This window comes from Lapidilactobacillus mulanensis, from assembly GCF_003946215.1.
GTDB lineage: Bacteria > Bacillota > Bacilli > Lactobacillales > Lactobacillaceae > Lapidilactobacillus > Lapidilactobacillus mulanensis.
On sequence record NZ_RHOW01000012.1, the window covers coordinates 36,869 to 58,246 of the forward strand.

Here is a 21,378-nt window from a genome sequence, read left to right on the forward strand (position 1 = left end):
TGTAATATAAAGACAGTTAAATAAATAACATTGATGAAAATCAGTAATTGTTGAAGACAGATCAGAGAGACGGTGTTTGCTGGAAAGCCGTTACTGTTGCAGGCGATGAATTCTTTTCGGAGTTAGTTTCTCAACACGGTGATCGATTTTTGGATTTAACACCGCTAGTAAGAAGTTACGCGGTTCGGCGTTATGAAATAAGTGTTGAAGTTATTTTTTGCGAACTTCGAAATTAGGGTGGTACCGCGATGCCTCGTCCCTTTGTTGGGCGGGCTTTTTTTGTGCACTGAATCAGATCGAATTAATTATTGGAGGTATTGAAATGGGATTGAAACAGCAACTCGAACAGTTGAAAGAGCAAGGACTTGAACAAATCAAGTCGGTCAATGATCCACAAGAATTAAACCAAATCAGAGTGAGACTACTCGGTAAAAAAGGACCGATCACCGAAGTTTTGCGGGGCATGAAAGATCTGTCTGTAGACGAGCGGCCAAAAGTGGGTTCGTTTGCTAATGAAATCAAGCAAGAAATTGCGGGTGCTATTGAAAAACAGGTCAAGGTACTAGATGCGGTGGCCTTACAAAAACGCCTAGAACACGAAACAATCGACGTGACCCTTCCTGGTCGTCCAGTCAAAACCGGAACGCCCCATATTTTGAATCAAGTGATCGATGACTTGGAAGACTTATTCGTTGGTTTAGGTTATCAAGTGATCGATGGTCCCGAAGTTGAAACGGATCATTATAATTTTGAAATGATGAATATCCCTAAGAATCATCCAGCACGCGATATGCAGGATACTTTTTATATTACCAAGGAATTATTAATGCGGACACATACGTCACCAAATCAGGCGCGGACGTTAGAAGCACATGATTTCAGCAAAGGTCCATTGAAAATGATCAGTCCCGGTCGTGTTTACCGTCGCGATACAGACGATGCGACTCATTCACATCAATTTCATCAGATCGAAGGCTTAGTCATCGACAAGCATGTGACCATGGCAGATCTTAAAGGGACGTTGGAAGTCGTTGCCAAACATGTCTTTGGTGAAGAACGCAAGATTCGTTTGCGCCCCAGCTATTTTCCGTTTACCGAACCTTCAATTGAAGTCGATATTTCGTGTTTCGCTTGTGGTGGTAAAGGCTGCAGTGTTTGCAAGTATACTGGCTGGATCGAAGTTTTAGGCGCAGGGATGGTTCATCCTAACGTCTTGCGTGGCGCTGGAGTTGATCCTGAAGTATACGGTGGCTTCGCGTTTGGATTAGGGCCTGATCGTTTTGCAATGTTAAAATACGGCATCAATGATATTCGCGAGTTTTATCAAAATGACTTACGATTCTTGCAACAATTTCAACAGGAGGTCAAATAAATGAAAATTTCATATCAATGGCTTAATTCGTTTGTCAATCTACAAGAAATTGATCCCCAAAAATTAGCGGATCAAGTTTCTTTGACCGGGATTGAAGTTGCAGGTGTGATTGCACCCGACGAAGGCTTGAAAAAAATTGTTGTGGGTCATATTTTATCGACACAACCACATCCAGACTCAGATCATTTAACTTTGTGTCAAGTTGACATTGGCGAGGATGAACCCGTTCAAATCGTTTGTGGCGCGCCTAATGTTGCCACAGACCAGTATGTCATCGTGGCCTTACCAAATTCACGAATTAGCGGCAACGTTAAAATTAAGCGTGGTAAGATGCGTGGACAAGCTTCTGAAGGCATGATCTGTTCGTTACAAGAAATTGGATTTAGCGACAGTGTAGTGCCAAAAGAATTCCAAAATGGCATTTATGTTTTTCCAAAAGCCGAATCTGCTGGTCAGCCTGTTTTTCCATTGCTGGGAATGGATGATCGCATGATCGACTTCGACATTACGCCTAATCGCGCCGATACACTGGGCATGCACGGCGCTGCTTGGGAAGTTGGCGCCATGTTACATGAACGGCCACAATTTCCAGAAGTTGAAGTGAGTGAGACGGGTCAGCCAACTGGTGATTTGTTGAAGGTTTCGGTGTCGGAAAAAAATTTGGTACCACAATATCTTTTAAAAGTTGTCCAAAATGTTGAGATCAAACCAAGCCCACTTTGGTTGCAGATTCGTTTGTGGAATAATGGCATTCGGCCAATCAATAATGTGGTCGACGTGACTAATTTTGTTTTATTGGAATATGGTCAGCCACTACATGCATTTGATTACGATAAATTGACGACGCACGAAATTTTAGTTCGTCGTGCTCAACAAGAAGAACCAATGGTCACACTAGATGGACAAACACGGACGTTGACTTCTGAAGATTTGGTGATCACAGATGGTCAGAACCCAGTTGCAATTGCCGGTGTCATGGGTGGTTTATCCAGCGAGATCACTGCCGATACACACAATGTAGTTCTTGAATCTGCAGTTTTCGATGGCACGAGCATTCGGAAGACGGCACAACACCACAATTTGCATACAGAAGCATCGACTCGTTTCGAAAAGGGTATCGATCAAGGCTCAGTCACAGAAGCGCTCCAACGTGCGGTGCAATTGTTGGAGAAACTCGCCAATGGTGAATCGAGTCAAAGTATCTTAGTTGGCAATCAAGAATTACCAGAAGAAAAACAGATCTTGATGGATCCCAAACGTGTGAATCACGTTCTGGGAACAGAAATTAGTGTCGCGGAAATGGGCACGATTTTAGATGATCTTGGCTTTGGTTATGAATTAAAAGCGGAAAAATATTCAGTGACGGTGCCATTGCGTCGCTGGGATATTTTCATTGAAGCAGATTTGATCGAAGAAATTGCGCGGCTGCATGGCTATGATAAATTGCCAAGTACGTTACCTGTTGGCATTCAAACTGTTGGTGGGTTCAACAAACGCCAATTATTGATCCGTGAAGTGAAACAGAGTTTATTAGCCAACGGACTCGATGAAGTGATCAGCTATGCACTCGTTAAAGAAAACGAAGCCGCAGCTTTCACTTATGATCCAACCGAAAACATTGAATTAGACTGGCCAATGACGCAAGATCATGCGGTTTTACGTCAGAATTTAATCAGCGGTTTATTGAATGACCTCCAATATAATTTGGCGCGCAAGCAATCAAACGTCGCAATTTTTGAGCAAGGCAACATTTTCCAAAAAGTTAATGACACAGATCAACCGACCGAGGTGCCTACAGTTGCCGTCTTGTGGGCAGGCAACGTCACGGATAGTAATTGGATCGCAAAAGATCGCGCGGTTGATTTTTATGACCTGAAGGGTGTCTTGACCAATCTGCTGAAGACGCTTGGATTAGCCGATCGGGTGACTTACGTTGCTGACCAAACGCTACCCGAATTACATCCAGGGCGTTCGGCTAAATTGTTGATTGATTCGCAGACCTTAGGGTTTATTGGTGAGGTTCATCCAAGTCTGCAGCATGATCGCCAACTGCCACCAACTTATGTGCTGCAATTAAATTTGCAGCTCATTCTCGACCAGAAACAAGCGTCACTTGTTTCTCAATCTGCTGCTAAATATCCAGCAGTTGAACGTGATCTTGCCTTGATTGTTGATCATCAAGTGACCAATTCAGATATTTCTGATCTCATCAAATCAAATGGTGGTAAATACTTGAGTGATGTACAGATTTTTGACGTCTTTACGGGTGAAGTAATTGGTTTGAAAAAGAAATCGTTGGCTTATCGTTTACATTTCCAAAATCCAGCTGCAACTTTGACGGATGATCAAGTTACTCAAGCCATGGATAAGATCCAGACTGCGTTACAAGATCAAATCGATGCACAAATCAGATAAATTAAGTCAGTTTGAAATATGCATGTTAAGATAACCAGAGTTCGTTTTCGGTTTCGTTAAATGCCCGCGGGCACACAATCCAAGTGGTTGGCGAAGGCCAATCATTAAATCTTTTTAAAAAAAGGGTGCTTAGGCGCCCTTTTTGGTATAATGGGTCAAGATAGTTTTAAGGGAGGATGTCTATTTTGGCTTCTCGACAGGAAAAACAAGAAAAAAGGCGTTCAGAAGTATCACCAGAAATTAAAGAAAAACAAACACGACTAGCAGCAGAAAGCCGGGCAGTTCACCGATTAGTTTATTGGATCGTGGGCATTATTGCTGCGCTCTTGGTTATTATTGGGTTGATGACTTATCGCTATGTCAAACAATCCTTAAAACCTCTCGATGCGACGGATGACAAACGCGTCACCGTTACTGTTCCGATTGGCTCTAGCAATAAGGAAATTGCGGCGCGTTTACAAAGCCACAACGTGATTAAGAGTGCGACGGTGTTTAGTTATTATGTTAAGATGCATAATTTCACCGATTTTCAAGCGGGCAAATATTATTTCAGTCCTTCCATGACCCTCGACCAGATTATCACCCAGTTACAAAAGGGACATTCCCAACGGAAAATTGTTGGCAAAGTGTTGATCAAAGAGGGCGTAATGGTCGCAGATATTGCCAAAACCGTTGGGAAGAATACGAAGTGGTCAGAAAAAGATTTTCTTGCTTTAATGACCAATGAAAAATTCTTACAATCGCTTGAAAAGAAATATCCAAAACTCTTAAAATCTTCCATGGATTCAAAAGATGTGCGTTATCATTTGGAAGGGTATCTTTTCCCACTGACGTATAGTGTTTATGAAGGCGAAACGTTGAAAGAATTGGTTACCGAAATGGTTAAATCAACGGATGAGCGCTTGGCAAGTTATTACTCTGCAATTGCGGGTAAGAATCTGACCGTTCAACAAACTTTGACTTTGGCGTCATTGGTTGAGCGTGAAGGTGTTCAAGAAACAGATCGTAAGAAGATTGCCGGTGTCTTTTTCAACCGATTAGCAATTGATATGCCGATCCAATCCGATATTTCAGTCATGTACGCCTTGAATACGCATAAGGAAAGTTTGACTAACAAAGATACCGCGGTCGATTCACCATATAACTTATATGTCCATACGGGTTATGGACCTGGACCGTTTAATTCGCCAAGTTTGCAATCAATTCGTGCCGTTCTTTCGCCTAGTGATCAGGACCAGAATTATCTCTACTTCGTTGCTAATTTGAAGACGGGCAAAGTATATTACTCGCATACTTATGAAGAACATTTGCAAACTAATTCAAGCATTGGTCAATAAGATGTTTGCAACACCGTCCAATTAGTGAGGTCGGTTCATAAAGGATCAGGATTTAATTTTTGAAGTAGAGGAGTTATATTGTGCAAAAACCAATTATTATTGGCGTTACCGGTGGTTCTGGTAGCGGTAAAACGACCGTCAGTCAAAAAATCTACGAGAGTGTTTCGGGTCATTCCGTGGCGATGATCCAAGAAGACGCTTATTATAAATATTCTGAGTTACCAATTGAAGAACGGCGCAAAATCAATTTCGATCATCCATTATCGTTTGATTCGGATTTGTTGCTGAAACATATGCAACAATTAGTCGATCGTCAGGCAGTCAACATTCCAATTTATGATTATAAATTGCGAAATCCTTCTGAGGAGACTCGTTATCAGGCACCCAAAGATGTGATCATTGTTGAGGGTATTTTGATTTTGGATGACCAACGTTTGCGTGACTTAATGGATATCAAAGTTTATGTGGATACGGATGATGATATTCGTCTCTTGCGACGAGTTGAGCGTGATATTCATGAACGTGGTCGCAGTTTAGAAAATGTTTTTGCACAGTATTTGAAAACAGTCAAACCGATGTATCATCAATTCATCGAGCCCACTAAACGTTATGCCGACGTCATCATTCCAGAAGGCGGCGAAAATAGTGTGGCCATCGATTTGTTGGTGACGAAGGTTCGCTCGGTCTTAAAACAGGCTAAAGAAAATATTTAACAAATAGATTGACAAAATGCGATCTTGCACATATGATATTGTCTTGTATATCAATTGCAAGATTGATTTTTATTATTATTAATTTAGAGGTGTATGAAATGCCCGATAAAGTTTTTCCCATGACCACTGAAGGCAAGGCTAAGCTTGAGCAGGAACTTGAAACATTAAAAACTGTTAAGCGTCCACAGATCGTTGATAGAATTAAAGTTGCCCGAGGATTTGGCGATTTATCCGAGAATTCGGAATACGAATCTGCTAAAGATGAACAGAGCGTGACAGAAACACGGATCAGCCAAATCGAAGAAATGTTGCATTATGCGCAAGTCGTTGACTCAAGTAATATTGACCCTGATGAGGTTTCAATTGGCCGTCACGTGACTTTCGTTGAAGATGGTGATGATGAGCCTGAAACTTATTTCATCGTTGGTGCTGCCGAATCAGATCCTAGTGAAGGCAAGATCAGTAACGATTCACCGATTGCAAAGGCATTGCTTGGCAAGAAAAAAGGCGACACGGTCTCAATCGAAACGCCTGGTGGTTCATTCGATGTTAAAATCACTGAAGTAAAATAAGCTTTCAAAAAAATGATGACCAGATTCTGGCCATCTTTTTTTGTAGCTTGTTCTCAATTTCTTACTTTTATTTTCGACTAGCATGTTCAAGCACATTTTTGCAAAGGAAGGCATCTGTGATCAAGCAGAACTAATGCCACAAAACGAATGAGACGTATCTAACAGTTTCAATCCAAAAAAACTAACAAGCTACACAATTCAGTCTCTAGACAGATGTTTCATCTTGATCATTTGGTATAATTGAGCTAATTGAGTAGGGACGAGGATGAAGTAAATGCAAAAAATGCTACCTTTTTTTGGAATTGTTGTGGCAGCAAGCCTTATTTTGCTTGGTTGGCAGATATTTAGCACACCACAGTCGCTGGCACTCGTTGTCTGCGGCAGTTTGCTCTGGCTATTGATCAATAAACGCCGGCAAAAGAACAAAAAAAATAACAATTTCTTGGTATTTATGGCAATATTTTTAATTATACTGGGCTTAGCGTCTAACTTGGCCTTCTGGTGGCTGTTATTTCTCGCGCTACTCGGTGTGGTTGCCTTCTTGCCTCGGTTATTTGGTGAGTCGAATCATTTCTTCTGGCAAAAGAAGAAATATATTGCGCCTCAAATCGATCCCTCAGAAACGGATGATTCTGGAGATTGGCAAATTTCGACGAATCAATGGCTCGGTGATCAAACGATCGGTAACCAGGTTTATCAATGGCATGACGTGAATCTGAAAGAGCTAGCTGGTGATACCATCATTGATTTAGGAAATACTTTATTACCAGTCGACCGTGAAAATATTGTAATTTTACAAAAAGGATTTGGCAACACGCGAATTCTGGTGCCTTTTGGGACGGGTATTTATTTAGAGCACGCCACTTTTATGGGTGAGGTTAAATTTTCTGACCAACGTCATCAACTTAAAAATCAATCCATCCAAATCAAAACGCCGGACTATCAAACTAGCGAACGCCGGATCCGTGTGGTCACGAGCATCTTAGTGGGCAACTTGGAGGTGGTCTACGTATGAGTCGTTTACGTAGCGTTTGGCTATTTACGCTGATCATGATTGGTACGCTGGTCTTTTCGTTTATTCCGATTGTTGGTGCTGCTAAGGCTGGCAACGATTGGGAAATGATCCGTTTTACGATGACCCAAGAAATTTTGGACTTGCCTTTGATTATTTATCTAATTGTGGGTGCGGCATTATTTAGTTTACTGATCGTGATGTTAGTCAATTGGCTTTTTCGTCAATCGGTTAGCCGTCAATTGAATTCGATCAATGGCATTTTACACGGGAATTTTGTCGTTCAACAAGCTAAAGGCACCTTGGAGTTCACCGCTCAGGAAAAAATTCTGAGACAACGTTATCAGCAATTGAATGAACGGATCGTGAGTCTTCAGCAAGAATTACAAGTTTATTCGAATCAGCCGTTGCGTTTCGAAGGTGAAACTCGTGAAGAAATTCTTGAAGGTGAGCGTCATCGGTTAGCTCGTGAACTGCACGATTCCGTTTCGCAACAATTATTTGCAGCAATGATGATGTTGTCGGCCTTGAATGAATCGGCCAAGCAGAATCAAATTGCCGATAATTATCAACAGTTGATCACCAAAATCGAAGCGGTGATCAATCAGGCGCAATCAGAAATGCGGGCGCTTTTACTCCATTTACGGCCTACGAGCTTGGAAGGACGTTCGCTTAAAGAAGGTCTCATCCAACTGCTAAAGGAATTACAAACTAAGATCAAAATTAAAATTTCTTGGGAAATGGATGAAGTTAAGTTACAATCTGGTGTAGAAGATAATTTGTTTAGAATCGTTCAGGAATTACTTTCTAACACATTGCGCCACGCTAACGCGGATCAGATGCAAGTTTTCCTGAAGCAAGTTAAACAAACCGTTGTATTACGCGTCGTTGATAATGGCGTCGGATTTGATATGCAACAGCAAGAAAAAGCCGGAAGTTATGGCCTGACCAATATTAAAGAACGCGCCGAATCTGTCGGCGGTACTGTAAAAATAATCAGTTTCAAAAATGAAGGCACTAGTGTAGAAGTTCGCGTGCCCATCGTAATGGAGGAAAACCATGATTAAAGTATTGATTGTTGATGATCATGAAATGGTACGTTTAGGAATTTCAACTTATCTCTCGGTGCAACCAGATATGGAAGTTGTTGCAGAAGCAGAAAATGGTGTTGAAGGCGTCCAAAAAGCATTGGATTTACGGCCGGACGCAATTTTGATGGATGTGGTCATGCCTGAAATGGATGGTATTGAAGCAACCAAAGAAATTCTCAAGCAATGGCCCAAAGCTAAAATTATTATTCTGACGAGTTTCATCGATGACGAAAAAGTTTATCCTGCCATTGAAGCCGGTGCGGCGAGTTACATACTGAAAACATCGACCGCCGCTGAAATTGCCCAAGCGATCCGCGCGACGGCCAAAGGTGAATCTGTCTTGGAGCCAGAAGTGACGACCAAGATGATGAATCGCATGTCACAACGCAATCAGCCACAGTTGTATGAAGATCTGACGGCGCGGGAACGCGAAGTGTTATTACTGATCGCCCAAGGGAAAAGTAATAAAGAAATCGCCGACGAATTATTTATTACACTTAAGACGGTTAAGACGCATGTTTCTAATATCCTGGCAAAATTGCAAGTTGAGGATCGCACGCAAGCGGCAATATACGCGTTTCAACATCATTTAGCAAAGTAGCTTGTTAGTTGTGTGGTGGGAACTGGAATTTAACGTCTCATTCTGTTGGTGGCGTTAGTGCAGATTGCTGGAAGACCCGGAGTTGGTGTGGTGGTGACTAGAGAGCTTTTTGTCTTAATTGGTCGTTGAATCTGTCTGGTACGATGAACGATCCTTCGCTCTGAAATAATGTTAGCTTGCTAAATAAAAATGGACCTTCTGTTTTTTTACAGAGGGTCCATTTTTTTATTTGTGGTGCTTTCTTTGTTTTTGACGCTTGTGTTGTTCTAGGGTGAACGTGGTCAGCATCAGTAATATAGTTGCTAGTGTGATCAGCCAGCCGGTGGTCCAGCCGACTGGACGGTAGGTTAGTTTGAATTGATGCTTTCCTCGGCTGAGTTTGGCGCCTAAGAATGTTTTAAGGACTTTTTTCAGTGGTTGCGATTTGCCATCCACCGTGAGCTGCCAACCTTGGTTGTAAGGGATCGTTGTCATCATGACTTGATCCTTTTTCAAGTTGACCGTGCCTGTGACCGTTGCACCGCTCATTTGTTTGATTGTGGCGTTTCCCTTTTTCAAAGTTTGGAATTTTTGATTGACGGCACTCTGATCAAGTTGATAAAGACTCAGAGCTTGTAGCCAGACGCTCGGCTTTTTTAGATTGATCTGAATTTTGATGGTTTTACCAATGTCACGATGAGCGACATTTAACAAAATTGTGTCGCGGAAATTCTCATCGATCGGAACTTTCTCGTTATTGACAGTAATATCGATCTGATCTGAGTCGACCGAACTGCCGAGGCTCAGGTAATAAGAATCGTTGGTGGTTGGTGTGAACGTGAACGAAATGGAAGCGGGTAAGTTTTGATCAGTCTTCGTGTACGTTGAGTCAGGGTTGAGCGCCGTACTTTTAGCATTGATCAATTTCGGCTGATCGAGGGTGACTGCACGAAATAGCGTTTGATAACTTTGACCGCTGACTAAATTGTTAACGATTTTTTCTTGATTCAGAATTGGCTGGCTCGTGGTGAGCTTTGTTTTCAAAATAGCTTGGTCGGCTGCAAAAACGAGGTTCAGTGCATTCTTGTTTTCACGAATAGAAATGGCGCCGTCTTGTTGAGTCAGGGAATAATTTTGGACGTCTGGTCGCCAAGAAGTGATCGTTAAACCGGCATCGAGATCTGGTAATGCAGGCAACAAATCATCGTTGGTATCACGGTCTAACCAAGTTTTAAAGCCTAACAAGCTGTCGGTAACTTCGGTGCCATACTTATAAGTGACAAAATTATCGCCGGCAGCCTGGCCGATCTTATCGTAGAAATGACCAATGATCGGATTTTGCATCGAATTAAAATGCGCGCCGCCAGCATAGCCAAATTGCATTGGGTCATCATTCGTTCGGTTGAAAGTTTTCTCGACTCGTGTGCCGACCAAAGATTTCGCAGAGATTTTTTCGACCGTGTTCGTGACCAATCCAGTGTAGTTCCAATATTCCGATTGATTTGTGTAAGCAATTTGATCGAGTGACGCACGATAATTGGCGACGGAATCACTGACCATGACTACCAACATGATCGTCATTAGAACGCGACTTCGCTGTGGCGAATAATAAAAAATCAACAAGAAGAAACTAACGATGCCAAAAACGATACTGACGCTTGTGTTCGTCTTGGTCAAGAAGTCGTAATTATGTTCATTCAATAAAATATAAGCGCACCAAGCGATTAAGAGGCTGCCAAGCACGCCTAGCTGCCACAGCTTAAGATCAACATGCACGGCCAAAACATCACTAGCTAGCACGATCAGCCAAGCACTGAAGATAAAACTGAAACGAGAAGGATACCAAACCGGAAATTGACCACCATGCCATAGTAGATCGAGTGGTTCAAGGAAGAATGAATAAATTAAGAAGATGGTGATCAAAGCGGCGGCTATTTTTTGTCGTGGAGAGATTTTCTTGGTGAGAAAGAAGAGAATTGCTAACAAAAGAATTAGGCTGCCTGTAAAAATATTGGCTTGGCCAGATGACATTTGATCGAAACTGTAGCCACCACTAACGAGCTTAGGTAAAAGTTTGAGCGGATTATATTCCAGGTTCCAATGGATTTTGGCGGCGTTATAGGTTGCTTTTGTGGATTGTAGTTCGAAATATGTTGGAATCAATAGCCAGGCATTGATCAAGCCGGCGGCAATCGAACCGCGCGCAAAAGCAATAATGTTCACGCCGATTTTCTGACGGAAGGGTTGCTTGATGGCAAGCAGATATGCAAAATACAGCAGGCTGAAAACGCAGAGCATGTAGCCGATGTAGTAATTCGTGAAGAGACTGAATGCTAAGACGACAAAATAAGGACGCCAGCGTTGTTTCTCGGCGAGTAATTCTAGCGCGTGAAGTAATAATGGCAATAAATAAACGCCGTCGAGCCACATAATGTTTAATTGATACGCGGTATTGTAACCGCATAGCGCGTAGGCAACGGCCAATCCTAAGACGAGCGTGTTATCGAGGCGATTTTTGCGATGGGTGAGATAATAACTCATGGTCAACCCACATAACCCTAACTTAATGATCGTGATCAACCACACGCCAGCAGGCAACCATTTGCCCGGTGTGAGCAACATGATCAAGTTGAAGGGACTTAACAGGTAATAGCTCCAAGTGCCCAGCATCGGCCCGCCAAGGCTACTGCTGAACGTGTAAAAGAACTGGTTCGGGTGTCCCAGCAATACCCGCCGATAATAACTGTAGAAATCGATGTATTCCTGGCCGAGATCGGTCGTCAGTAGGGTGTTATTGCCAAATGGAAAAGTTTTTTGGATCATAAAATAAATCAATACAGTTGCAGCGGGAATTAACCAACTCAACAAATAAAGCAAGCGATGTTGGTCCAACCGTTTAATGAATTGGTGCCGTGAGTTTCTAGTCATTGTGAACTCCTAGTTGATTTGTGTTCGATCTGACTGTCTGCTATAGCTAAGTTATCAAAACTGAATTCAAAAAACGAATTAAGTTTTTGATAGACTTAGCTTACGCAGCCAACCCGTCAGATCTCACAACATGATTTGTGTTCTGCGGCACTGAAATTAAGTGTCTAAGCACCAATAACTTGAATCCAAGAGCAGGATTTAAGTTATTGGCGGCTTAGTCATTAATTTCACCCGTGCCACCTCACAACATGATTTGTGTTCGATCTGACTGTCTGCTATAGCTAAGTTATCAAAACTGAATTCAAAAAACGAATTAAGTTTTTGATAGACTTAGTTTACGCAGCCAACCCGTCAGATCTCACAACATGATTTGTGTTCGTAGCCATTGAAATTTCCGCTTAACTGACGCATGATGAAATTCAAAAAGCAGAATTTTATCATGCGTCGCGTTAATGCTCAATTTCAACCAGGGCTACTCACAACATGATTTGATAAAATTTCGTGAAGTCTTCTGGCTTTCTTTGTCAGCGTCGGCTTTTTTTGTTAGAATTGGGACAGCTATTCGAAAGGGGAACGCTCATAATATGATGCGTCGTCGCAATAAAACTAAATCGAAGAAATCACACTTAAGATTTCGTCTCAATCTGCTATTTTTTATCGCCTTTCTCTTATTGGCTATTTTAGTCGCTCAGCTTGGCTATTTGCAAATTGTTTACGGTGATCGATTTGAAACGGAAATCGAGAGCACGGACAAGACGGTCGTCAGTGGTAACGTGCCGCGTGGTATGATTTATGATTCGCAAGGACGCACGCTAGTTGGCAATCAAGCCGAAAATGCGATCACCTATACTAAAAGTATCAGTATAAAGAGTGGTGAAATGCTAGTCACCGCCCAAAAATTAACGAAATATTTAACTGTTCCTGACGATAAATTGCAGAAACAGGATATTGCGGATTACTATTTGGCGAATACGGATCATTATAAGGCGGTTTTGAAAAAGCTGCCGCGTTCACAACGATATTCTGCCAGCGGTGATAACTTAGCGGAAAGCAAGTTGTATCATAACGCCAGTCAATATGTCATTAAAAAAATGAAACTTAAATTAACGGCCGATCAAAAACAAGTGGCCTTAATTTACAGTAAAATGTCTGCCGCTTTCCAATTATCAACTGTCTATATTAAAGATGATAAGGTGACCCAGACTGAAATTGCCGAGATCGGCGAACATTTATCTGAATTACCTGGTATCGGCGTGGGAACAAACTGGACGCGTGATTATCCCAATGGCAATTCGATCAGTAGTATTTTGGGTACGGTCACGACTGAGAAGCAAGGGCTGCCCGCCGACACTTTAAACGAAATGTTAGCGACTGGTTATTCACGAAACGATCGAGTAGGTAATAGTTATCTCGAAAAAGAATACGAATCGATTTTGCGTGGGACTAAATCGCAAAAGCAAGTGACGGTTAATAATAATAACCAAGTTCTAAATGAGGTGACGGAATATGCCGGCACCAAGGGTAGTAATTTAAATCTAACGATCGATTCTGCCTATCAGACTAAAGTTGAACAAGCGTTAAACAGCAATTATACGGCTGCCAAAAAAGCGGGGGCAACTGGTTATTCAGACGGTGCCTACGCGGTGGCTATGAATCCAAAAACGGGTGCAATTTTGGCGATGGCTGGTCTGCAAAATAACACGAAGACCGGTAAGACGACCGATGATGCCTTAGGGGTGATCAATCGGACGTTCGTCATGGGATCCATTGTCAAGCCAGCGATGGTGCTCGGGGCGATGATGGATGGTGTGATCACGCCAAATAGTAATACTTTGCCCGATGATGCGATTTATTTACCAAGTACGCCGATCAAGAAGTCGTGGTATCCAGCGGGGACTTTCAGCACAATGACGGCCAAACGCGCGCTGGAAATTTCATCTAACACTTACATGATGCACTTGGCCTTGTTGGAAGGGAATGCGAAATATACGCCGAAGTCTTATATCAAGATGGATAGCGACATTTTCTCGAAGATGCGTGGCTACTTCGAACAATTCGGTCTCGGTTATAAAACCGGCGTCGATTTGCCTGGTGAAGTCGATGGGTTCCTGGGCTCAACGACCAATGAATATAATCAAGTTAAATATGGTAGTGCCTTAGATTTAAGCTTTGGTAACTACGATGCGTACACTTTGATGCAAGTTGCTCAATATGTATCCACGGTTGCAAATGGTGGCTACCGAATGGAACCTTATCTGGTCAATTCAATTCAAAAGACCACGACATCTGGTCAAAAGGGTGCAGTGATTTATCAACATGATCCCGTGGTTTTAAATCAGGTTGCTTTTACAAGTGCTCAATTAGCCGTCGTCAAAGAGGGGATGAACGCCGTCGTCAACGGGACCGATTCCTATGGGACGGGTCATACGTTGGCCGGGTTGAATCCTAAGGTTGCTGGTAAAACCGGTACCGCACAGTCGTTTTACTATGATCAAGACAATCCGACGAATCCGGATCCGCCAGAAACAATTACCCACTCCTTCGTCGGTTATGCGCCGGTTGATAATCCGAAAATTGCTATCGCCGTTGTATTCCCTAACTTCACAACTTCGAGTGCGTCTAGCTACTTGATGAACACGGCGAAACAAATGTTTACAGATTACTTTAAGATCAACGGCAATAATTGATCGAATCAATTTTGAAGGCTTCGAAAGAACGGCTTTATGGAAAAATAAATCCGTTGAAAAAAATTAGCTCATTCCCACAAATTTACGACAAAAATTAATGGTATTCTAGATAATTTTCTGCTATACTTGTTAAAGTCGTGAAAACCACGGAGTTCAGTAGAATGGAGGGTCACACAATGAGAGTTCATATTACTATGGAATGTACAGAATGTCATGAACGGACTTACTTATCAAATAAGAATAAGCGTAACAATCCTGATCGCTTAGAATTAAAAAAGTATTGCCCTCGTGAACATAAAGTAACTTTGCATCGCGAAACTAAATAACTAAGATAAATCGCGGGTCATTAAGGCTCCAGAGTGGCCGATTCACATTAATGTGAATCGGCCATTCTTTCTTTATCAGATTGGAAATTATGATCAATAAAAAAGAATTGCGACAACAACAAATTGAGAACTTGCAGCAACTAGATCGAGCAACACGGAAAAAATATGAACATGATCTTTATGAGCAATTGTTTGCAGATCCATCTTTTCAAGCCGCCGATTCAATTGGGATCACGTATAGTAGCAATTTTGAAATCAACACGTTGCCGATCATTAAACAGGCTTGGCAACTAGATAAGGAAATTTATTTACCGCGGACAATTGCGGATGGTCATCAGATGAATTTCATTCGTTATGATAAGCATGACAAACTTGAGCGTTCTAAATTCGGCGTGCTCGAACCACTGGATGCTCCTCAAAAAGTTGAGAATTATTTGGACCTGATCATCGTGCCGGGCTTGGCCTATACAGATTTTCCACATTGGCGGATTGGTTTTGGTGGTGGGTATTATGATCGTTTCTTGGCAAAATATCCGGCCACAACTATTTCATTGGCGTTTCCGTCGATGTATTTTGAAACACTCGACTGGGAAACTTTCTCATATGATCGTTTGATCGATCGTGTCTTGTTACCGAAAGGATAGGTGATCGCGTGAATTCTAATTTCGTTAGGCGTTGGCGTCAACAAAATTGGGTCATGTTACTGATTTTGGTCGTGCAACTATTGGTCTTTGCTGGTGAGACTTTTTCTGGTGGTAGCGAATCTGGACTGGTTCTTGTCAATTGGGGTGCTAAGTATGACCCGCTGATCAGAATAGGCGAATGGTGGCGTTTGATCACACCGGTTTTCGTTCATATTGGCTTCATGCATATTTTAGTCAATTCATTTACGCTATATTATATCGGTGGCGCCGTTGAGGAAATGATCGGCCATTGGCGTTTCTTCTTGGTTTATTTCCTCAGCGCACTCAGTGGTAATTTAATGAGTTTTGCATTTGGTGGCGGTGCTTTATCCGCCGGTGCCAGCACGGCATTGTTTGGTTTATTTGGTGTTTATATTGCCTTAGGCGTCGTTTTTGACGACAGCATGTATTATCGTCAAACTGGGCGTCAATTTTTAATGCTGGCGGCTTTTAACCTGGTTTTTGATTTGTTTGCACAAGGTATTGATATTTGGGGACATATCGGTGGCTTACTCGGTGGATTCCTGTTGATCATTGTGTTCGCTTTACCCGGTCAAAAGTTGCGCAAAGGCGTGTATTGGCAAATTGGCGCTTCCGTGTTATTTTTAGCAATTTGTGCTTTCTTATATTGGTTAGGAATGGTACGCTAATAATGGTTAATTCTGAACCACAATTTAGACATTATTATGATGTTGAACAATTATTAAAACGTTTTGGGATCTATGTTTATATGGGCAAGCGTTTATGGGATATCGAGATGACTGGCGTCGAGCTGCAGAAGCTGCACGATTCTGGATTGATCACAGATACCATTTACGCCCATGCAAAAATCGTGTTGCGTCATGAACACGAATTAGAAATAAAACGTTCTAACAAGTCCAAGGAGGATCAATAGCGCAGTATGGAAGAACAAAAAATTATTGGGATCGATCTTGGTGGTACCTCGATCAAGTTTGCAATTTTGACCAAAGACGGTGATATTCAACAACGTTGGAGTCAAGAGACAGATATTTTGGATGATGGGAGTCATATCATTCCGGATATTATTGAATCCATCAATCATCATTTGGACATTTATGCGATGACACCGGACCAATTCTCTGGTATCGGGATGGGTTCACCAGGTAGTGTTGATCGTGATAATGGAACTGTCATCGGTGCCTTCAACTTGAACTGGAAAGAATTAGTATTCCCTAAACGCGATATCGAAGCTGGCACGCACATTCCTTTCTATATCGATAATGACGCCAACGTTGCTGCATTAGGCGAACGCTGGAAGGGTGCTGGTGATAACCAACCAGACGTAACTTTTGTCACCTTAGGAACTGGTATTGGCGGCGGTATTATTGCCAACAATCACCTGTTACATGGTGTTTCAGGTTCTGCCGGTGAAATTGGTCATGTGACTGTTGATCCTAAAGGTTATCTTTGTACTTGTGGCAAGCATGGTTGCTTAGAAACAGTTGCTTCTGCAACGGGTGTCGTTCGCGTTGCTCGTGATATGGCCGAAGAATATGCCGGGACTGCCAAGTTGAAAGAACAATTAGATGCTGGCGAGGATATTTCTTCTAAGATCGTGTTTGATCTAGCTAAAGAAGGCGATCCTTTGGCAACTGCCGTCGTTGATCGGGTCAGCTATTATCTTGGGTTTGCTTTAGCAAACGTTGGGAATACGTTGAATCCTGCTTTTATCGTCATCGGTGGTGGCGTCAGTGCTGCTGGTGAATTCTTATTAGAAAAAGTTCGTGCGACTTTCGCACAGAACACTTTTCCTAATGTTCGCGAGAACACTAAGATCCGCTTAGCAACGTTGGGCAACGAAGCCGGCGTGATCGGTGCGGCGTCGTTAGTATTAGAAAATAACAAAAATTAAGGATGTTAATGAGTATGGTGTTGTTAGAGGTAACTAATTGGACAATTATTAATATTATATTGATCCTAGTTTTATTGTATATGTTTGGCAACTGGGCGATCGTGAAGCTGCGTGGACGACGCGCAGGCGGTGCCTTGGATTCTGCGGAGTTTGAGAAAACCATGCGTAAAGCACAGCTAATCGATCTGCGTGATAAGAAGGAATTCAAGGCGGGCCACATTCTAGGTGCCCGCAATATGCCTTCCGTTTCTGTGAAAACATGGGAAACCGAATTGCGTAAAGATATGCCCGTGTATATGTATGAGACCGGTGAGAACATCTCGATCCGAATTGCCTTGCGTTTGAAAAAAGCCGGCTACACCGACGTTAAGTGGCTTAAAGGCGGCTATGGTAAATGGGAAGGTAAAGTTAAGAAAGACGACAAAAAGTACGACGATTAGTTTTTCTGCACTTGCCTGTCCGTAAATAATTAAGAAAACAAAAAAACGAATGATGAGATTTCTCAATCACCATTCGTTTTTTGTTACAAATAATTATACAATTAGCCTTGGTGAGCCGCGTGACTTTTACGATTTGCACGTCTGCGGTTATCTTCGACTTTGCTATCGAATTCTTCTTGTGGTTCGATAACGGCCTTCTTGAATGCGTATAATGAACCTGCAACCGCACCAAGTGTTGTTAAACTACCGATTAAGAGTCCTTTTACAAAATGTTTTGCCATCACAATGACCTCCTTAGAATTCGCGCGTAAAATAAAATAGCGTGATATCTCAATAACCATATTATCGCTTATTGACACCTAATTAGCAATTAAGAACCAATGAAGTATTCGAAAAAACATTAAATTCGATAATCATGAACAGTTTCGAAAATATTTAGAATAGAATCGAGGGCTATCATGAAGCCAAAAGTTCTTGTGATCGTTGGACCCACCGCCGTCGGAAAAACAGATCTCAGTTTAAAACTAGCTAAACAATACCACGGTGAGATTATTTCCGGTGATTCACTGCAAGTTTATCGACACTTAGATGTTGGTACCGCCAAAGTGACGCCGACAGAACGCCAACAAGCGCCTCATTTTTTGATCGATATTCGTGATGTGGACCAACCTTATTCGGCGTTTGATTTCAAACAGTTAGCCACACAAAAAATTGAAGAAATCACACAACGGGGTCATTTGCCAATTATCGTTGGTGGAACTGGACTTTATATTGCCAGTTTACTCAAGAATTTCACTCTAGGCGGCGATGCCGATGATCAGGCGCGCTTACAAATTCGTCATGAATTGGAAAAAGAGCTTGATCAAGTCGGTGCACAAAAGATGTGGACACAATTAGCGCAACTTGATCCGAACGCGGCTGCTAAAATTCCGGTTCAAAATTCACGACGGACTATTCGTGCCTTAGAAGTGATCCGCCAAACTGGTCAACTTTTTTCTGAACAGGAACAGGCGGCACAACAATTCGATGCCTATTTAATCGGCTTGAATACGAGTCGCGAATCGTTATACCAACGAATCGATCAGCGGGTTGAATTAATGATCGAAGCGGGGTTGGTGGATGAAGTTAAATGGTTGTTCTCACAAGTTTCGACGGAAAGCCAGCCAGCCAAGGGAATTGGTTACCGCGAATTTCCGGGTTATTTGAGTGGGAAACAAACTTTAGCACGAACAATCGAATTAATTCAGCAAGATTCGCGCCATTATGCGAAAAGGCAGCTCACTTATTTTCGCAATCAGTTACCGACAAACTGGTTTGACTTGATCGAAGATCCGCAGGCGTTAAAAGCAATCAAGCAAGAAATTGAATTGTGGTTGCTTAAATAGTCTGTTGTTTCACTTAAAAAAAATAATTGGTCTGATGTTAGCTTTCCTGACATTAATAGTTGCATCTAAAACTGGATGTTGATATGATTGAATACATTAGGAGTGAATGATTGTGGCATATGAACAATTGCGTGCTGATTTGTCGATTTTACCAATTGGTACGGCTATGAAATTGACCGGATTAACAGCCCGCCAAATTCGCTATTATGAGGCCAATCAGTTGATCAAAATTGTGCGTAGTGAAAGTAATCAACGTTTATTCTCGTTGGTGGATTTGCAGTGCTTGATTCAGATCAAGAATTTATTGCATGACGAGCACAATGTGGCGCAAGTTCGTCAGCTTCTAACGCAATTGGACGTACAAAATTCCGAGCACCATGACAGTCAATTGCGCCAGACTTTACAGGATGAGCTGTGGTTGGCCAGTCCGTTCAGTCGCTCGCAGTCGGGTACGCGCCAGAGCCCATTCTTCAAGCCATGATCATCACGACCAACGGATTTTAATCTATAATTAATTAAGGAGAGCTTATGGCAAAAAAAGTGTTTACAGTAGACGAAATCAAGAAGATCATTCTCGATGAAAATGTCCAATTTTTAAGATTGATGTTCACCGATATTAATGGTGTGATCAAAAACGTTGAGGTTCCCGCCGATCAGATCAACAAAGTGTTGGGCAACAAGGTCATGTTTGATGGCTCCTCGATCGACGGTTTCGTGCGGATCGAAGAGAGTGATATGTTGTTGATTCCAGATTTGTCGACGTTTTTGATTTTCCCCTGGGGATCTGAACATGGGAAAGTTGCACGCTTGATTTGCGATATCAACACGCCTGAAGGTGAACCATTTATGGGTGATCCCCGGAATAATTTACGGCGGATCGTTGCCGAAATGAAGGCGGCTGGTTATAGTAGTTTCAATATTGGACCTGAGCCCGAATTTTTCTTATTCAAGCTGGATGCTAATGACAAACCAACACTTGATTTGAACGACGATGGTGGCTATTTCGATTTTGCGCCAGTCGATTTAGGCGAGAATTGTCGTCGCGATATTGTGCTTGAGTTGGAAAAAATGGGCTTTGAAGTTGAAGCAAGTCATCATGAAGTCGCACCAGGACAGCACGAAATCGATTTTAAATATGCCGATGCTGTGGAAGCTGCGGATAATATTCAGACGTTTAAACTTGTGGTCAAAACGATTGCGCGCAAACATGGCTTGCACGCGACTTTCATGCCTAAACCACTGGAAGGTATTGCCGGTTCTGGAATGCACATCAACATGTCATTGAGCAATGAATCTGGAAATGCGTTTTACGATGAAAACACACCCGACAAACTTTCAGCAGAAGCTAAACATTTCATTGCTGGTTTGATGGCGCATGCGCGTGCGTTGACGGCAATTAATAATCCGAGCGTCAATTCATATAAACGCTTGGTGCCTGGATTTGAAGCGTCAGTTTACGTGGCTTGGTCTGGTCATAACCGGTCACCATTGATCCGCGTTCCGCAAGCACGCGGCCTTTCAACGCGACTGGAATTACGGAGTGTCGATCCAGCAGCCAATCCATATTTAGCGATCGCTTCGATTTTAGCTTGTGGCTTATCTGGATTGAGCGAGAATTTACCTGTTCCTGAACCGATCGACCGCAATATTTATGGCATGACTTCTGCAGAACGTCATGAAGCTAATATCACCGATTTACCATCGACGTTGCATAACGCCTTGAAGTCTTTGGAAGCTGACGAGGTTGTTAAGGGTTCATTGGGACCGCATTTGACGCAGAGTTTCATTGATTCCAAGCGACTCGAATGGAATTCATATCGCCAAACCGTTTCAGATTGGGAAAGAGATCAATATTTATCTCTGTAAAAAAACAACAGACAAAAAGCGCGAATACTCAGTTGAAGTGCTTCATAATTGTTAGACAAACAGTCTAATGATTGTGAGGCACTTTTTGTATGGTCAAA

General features: G+C 42.3%; 20 protein-coding genes and 1 other annotated feature. Of the genes, 18 read left to right on the top strand and 2 right to left on the bottom strand.

All coding sequences use genetic code 11. The annotated features are described in order from the left end of the window. The first annotated feature begins 21 nt into the window (after nt 1-21). Nucleotides 22-264: a binding site (T-box leader), on the top strand. A gap of 58 nt (nt 265-322) precedes the next feature. The 8 genes from pheS (at nt 323) to EKM67_RS04645 (ending at nt 9,113) form a co-directional block, all read left to right on the top strand. Next, nucleotides 323-1,372 carry a phenylalanine--tRNA ligase subunit alpha gene (pheS, locus tag EKM67_RS04610; RefSeq protein ID WP_125577749.1) on the top strand — a complete coding sequence of 350 codons (1,050 nt, stop codon included), beginning with the start codon at nt 323-325 and terminating at the stop codon, nt 1,370-1,372. Continuing rightward, the gene (gene pheT / locus EKM67_RS04615) at nt 1,373-3,787 is read left to right on the top strand and encodes a phenylalanine--tRNA ligase subunit beta (RefSeq protein ID WP_125577751.1); all 2,415 of its coding nucleotides are present in this window, start codon (nt 1,373-1,375) and stop codon (nt 3,785-3,787) included. 176 nt (nt 3,788-3,963) lie between these two features. Beyond that, nucleotides 3,964-5,124, top strand: a complete 1,161-nt coding sequence (gene mltG / locus EKM67_RS04620; RefSeq protein ID WP_125577753.1) for an endolytic transglycosylase MltG — start codon at nt 3,964-3,966, stop codon at nt 5,122-5,124. A gap of 77 nt (nt 5,125-5,201) precedes the next feature. Next, a complete protein-coding gene (gene udk / locus EKM67_RS04625; RefSeq protein ID WP_125577755.1) occupies nt 5,202-5,837 on the top strand; it encodes a uridine kinase in 636 nt (211 codons plus the stop codon). A 98-nt stretch (nt 5,838-5,935) separates the two neighbouring features. After that, nucleotides 5,936-6,409, top strand: coding sequence for a transcription elongation factor GreA (gene greA, locus EKM67_RS04630; protein WP_125577757.1), 474 nt, complete (start codon nt 5,936-5,938; stop codon nt 6,407-6,409). Between the two features lie 274 nt (nt 6,410-6,683). Continuing rightward, complete coding sequence (gene liaF, locus EKM67_RS04635; protein ID WP_125577759.1) at nt 6,684-7,424, top strand: cell wall-active antibiotics response protein LiaF; 741 nt, start codon at nt 6,684-6,686, stop codon at nt 7,422-7,424. Next, nucleotides 7,421-8,488 carry a sensor histidine kinase gene (locus EKM67_RS04640; RefSeq protein ID WP_125577761.1) on the top strand — a complete coding sequence of 356 codons (1,068 nt, stop codon included), beginning with the start codon at nt 7,421-7,423 and terminating at the stop codon, nt 8,486-8,488. Before liaF ends, EKM67_RS04640 begins: the two co-directional genes overlap by 4 nt. Beyond that, nucleotides 8,481-9,113, top strand: coding sequence for a response regulator transcription factor (locus EKM67_RS04645; RefSeq protein ID WP_125577763.1), 633 nt, complete (start codon nt 8,481-8,483; stop codon nt 9,111-9,113). Before EKM67_RS04640 ends, EKM67_RS04645 begins: the two co-directional genes overlap by 8 nt. A 225-nt stretch (nt 9,114-9,338) precedes the next feature. Here the strand turns inward: EKM67_RS04645 and EKM67_RS04650 are convergent, their stop codons facing one another. Continuing rightward, nucleotides 9,339-12,020 (bottom strand): YfhO family protein, encoded by a 2,682-nt coding sequence (locus tag EKM67_RS04650; protein WP_125577765.1) that lies wholly within the window; start codon nt 12,018-12,020, stop codon nt 9,339-9,341. Between the two features lie 584 nt (nt 12,021-12,604). On the opposite strand from EKM67_RS04650, the gene EKM67_RS04655 reads away from it, so the two are divergent. The 7 genes from EKM67_RS04655 (at nt 12,605) to EKM67_RS04685 (ending at nt 18,029) form a co-directional block, all read left to right on the top strand. Then, nucleotides 12,605-14,707: a peptidoglycan D,D-transpeptidase FtsI family protein gene (locus tag EKM67_RS04655; protein WP_379895074.1), complete on the top strand. Its 2,103-nt coding sequence runs from the start codon at nt 12,605-12,607 to the stop codon at nt 14,705-14,707. A gap of 161 nt (nt 14,708-14,868) precedes the next feature. Beyond that, nucleotides 14,869-15,033: a 50S ribosomal protein L33 gene (rpmG, locus tag EKM67_RS04660; protein WP_263853139.1), complete on the top strand. Its 165-nt coding sequence runs from the start codon at nt 14,869-14,871 to the stop codon at nt 15,031-15,033. Nucleotides 15,034-15,122: 89 nt separating this feature from the next. Continuing rightward, nucleotides 15,123-15,677 carry a 5-formyltetrahydrofolate cyclo-ligase gene (locus EKM67_RS04665; RefSeq protein ID WP_125577769.1) on the top strand — a complete coding sequence of 185 codons (555 nt, stop codon included), beginning with the start codon at nt 15,123-15,125 and terminating at the stop codon, nt 15,675-15,677. 8 nt (nt 15,678-15,685) lie between these two features. After that, on the top strand, nt 15,686-16,366 hold the full coding sequence (locus EKM67_RS04670; RefSeq protein ID WP_225417313.1) for a rhomboid family intramembrane serine protease: 681 nt from the start codon (nt 15,686-15,688) through the stop codon (nt 16,364-16,366). Nucleotides 16,367-16,368: 2 nt separating this feature from the next. Then, a complete protein-coding gene (locus tag EKM67_RS04675) occupies nt 16,369-16,611 on the top strand; it encodes a YqgQ family protein (protein ID WP_125577771.1) in 243 nt (80 codons plus the stop codon). 6 nt (nt 16,612-16,617) lie between these two features. Beyond that, nucleotides 16,618-17,589, top strand: a complete 972-nt coding sequence (locus tag EKM67_RS04680) for an ROK family glucokinase (RefSeq protein ID WP_125577773.1) — start codon at nt 16,618-16,620, stop codon at nt 17,587-17,589. 14 nt (nt 17,590-17,603) lie between these two features. Continuing rightward, nucleotides 17,604-18,029: a rhodanese-like domain-containing protein gene (locus tag EKM67_RS04685; RefSeq protein ID WP_125577775.1), complete on the top strand. Its 426-nt coding sequence runs from the start codon at nt 17,604-17,606 to the stop codon at nt 18,027-18,029. Between the two features lie 101 nt (nt 18,030-18,130). On the opposite strand, the gene EKM67_RS04690 is transcribed toward EKM67_RS04685, so the two are convergent. Beyond that, entirely contained in the window at nt 18,131-18,310 is a 180-nt protein-coding gene (locus EKM67_RS04690) for a DUF3042 family protein (RefSeq protein ID WP_125577777.1), read from the bottom strand. Nucleotides 18,311-18,487: 177 nt separating this feature from the next. On the opposite strand from EKM67_RS04690, the gene miaA reads away from it, so the two are divergent. From miaA to glnA, 3 genes are all read left to right on the top strand, one after another. Beyond that, nucleotides 18,488-19,414, top strand: coding sequence for a tRNA (adenosine(37)-N6)-dimethylallyltransferase MiaA (miaA, locus tag EKM67_RS04695; RefSeq protein WP_125577779.1), 927 nt, complete (start codon nt 18,488-18,490; stop codon nt 19,412-19,414). 112 nt (nt 19,415-19,526) lie between these two features. Continuing rightward, on the top strand, nt 19,527-19,895 hold the full coding sequence (locus tag EKM67_RS04700) for a MerR family transcriptional regulator (RefSeq protein WP_125577781.1): 369 nt from the start codon (nt 19,527-19,529) through the stop codon (nt 19,893-19,895). A 47-nt stretch (nt 19,896-19,942) separates the two neighbouring features. Beyond that, nucleotides 19,943-21,280 (top strand): type I glutamate--ammonia ligase, encoded by a 1,338-nt coding sequence (gene glnA / locus EKM67_RS04705; RefSeq protein WP_125577783.1) that lies wholly within the window; start codon nt 19,943-19,945, stop codon nt 21,278-21,280. Nucleotides 21,281-21,378 lie beyond the last annotated feature (98 nt).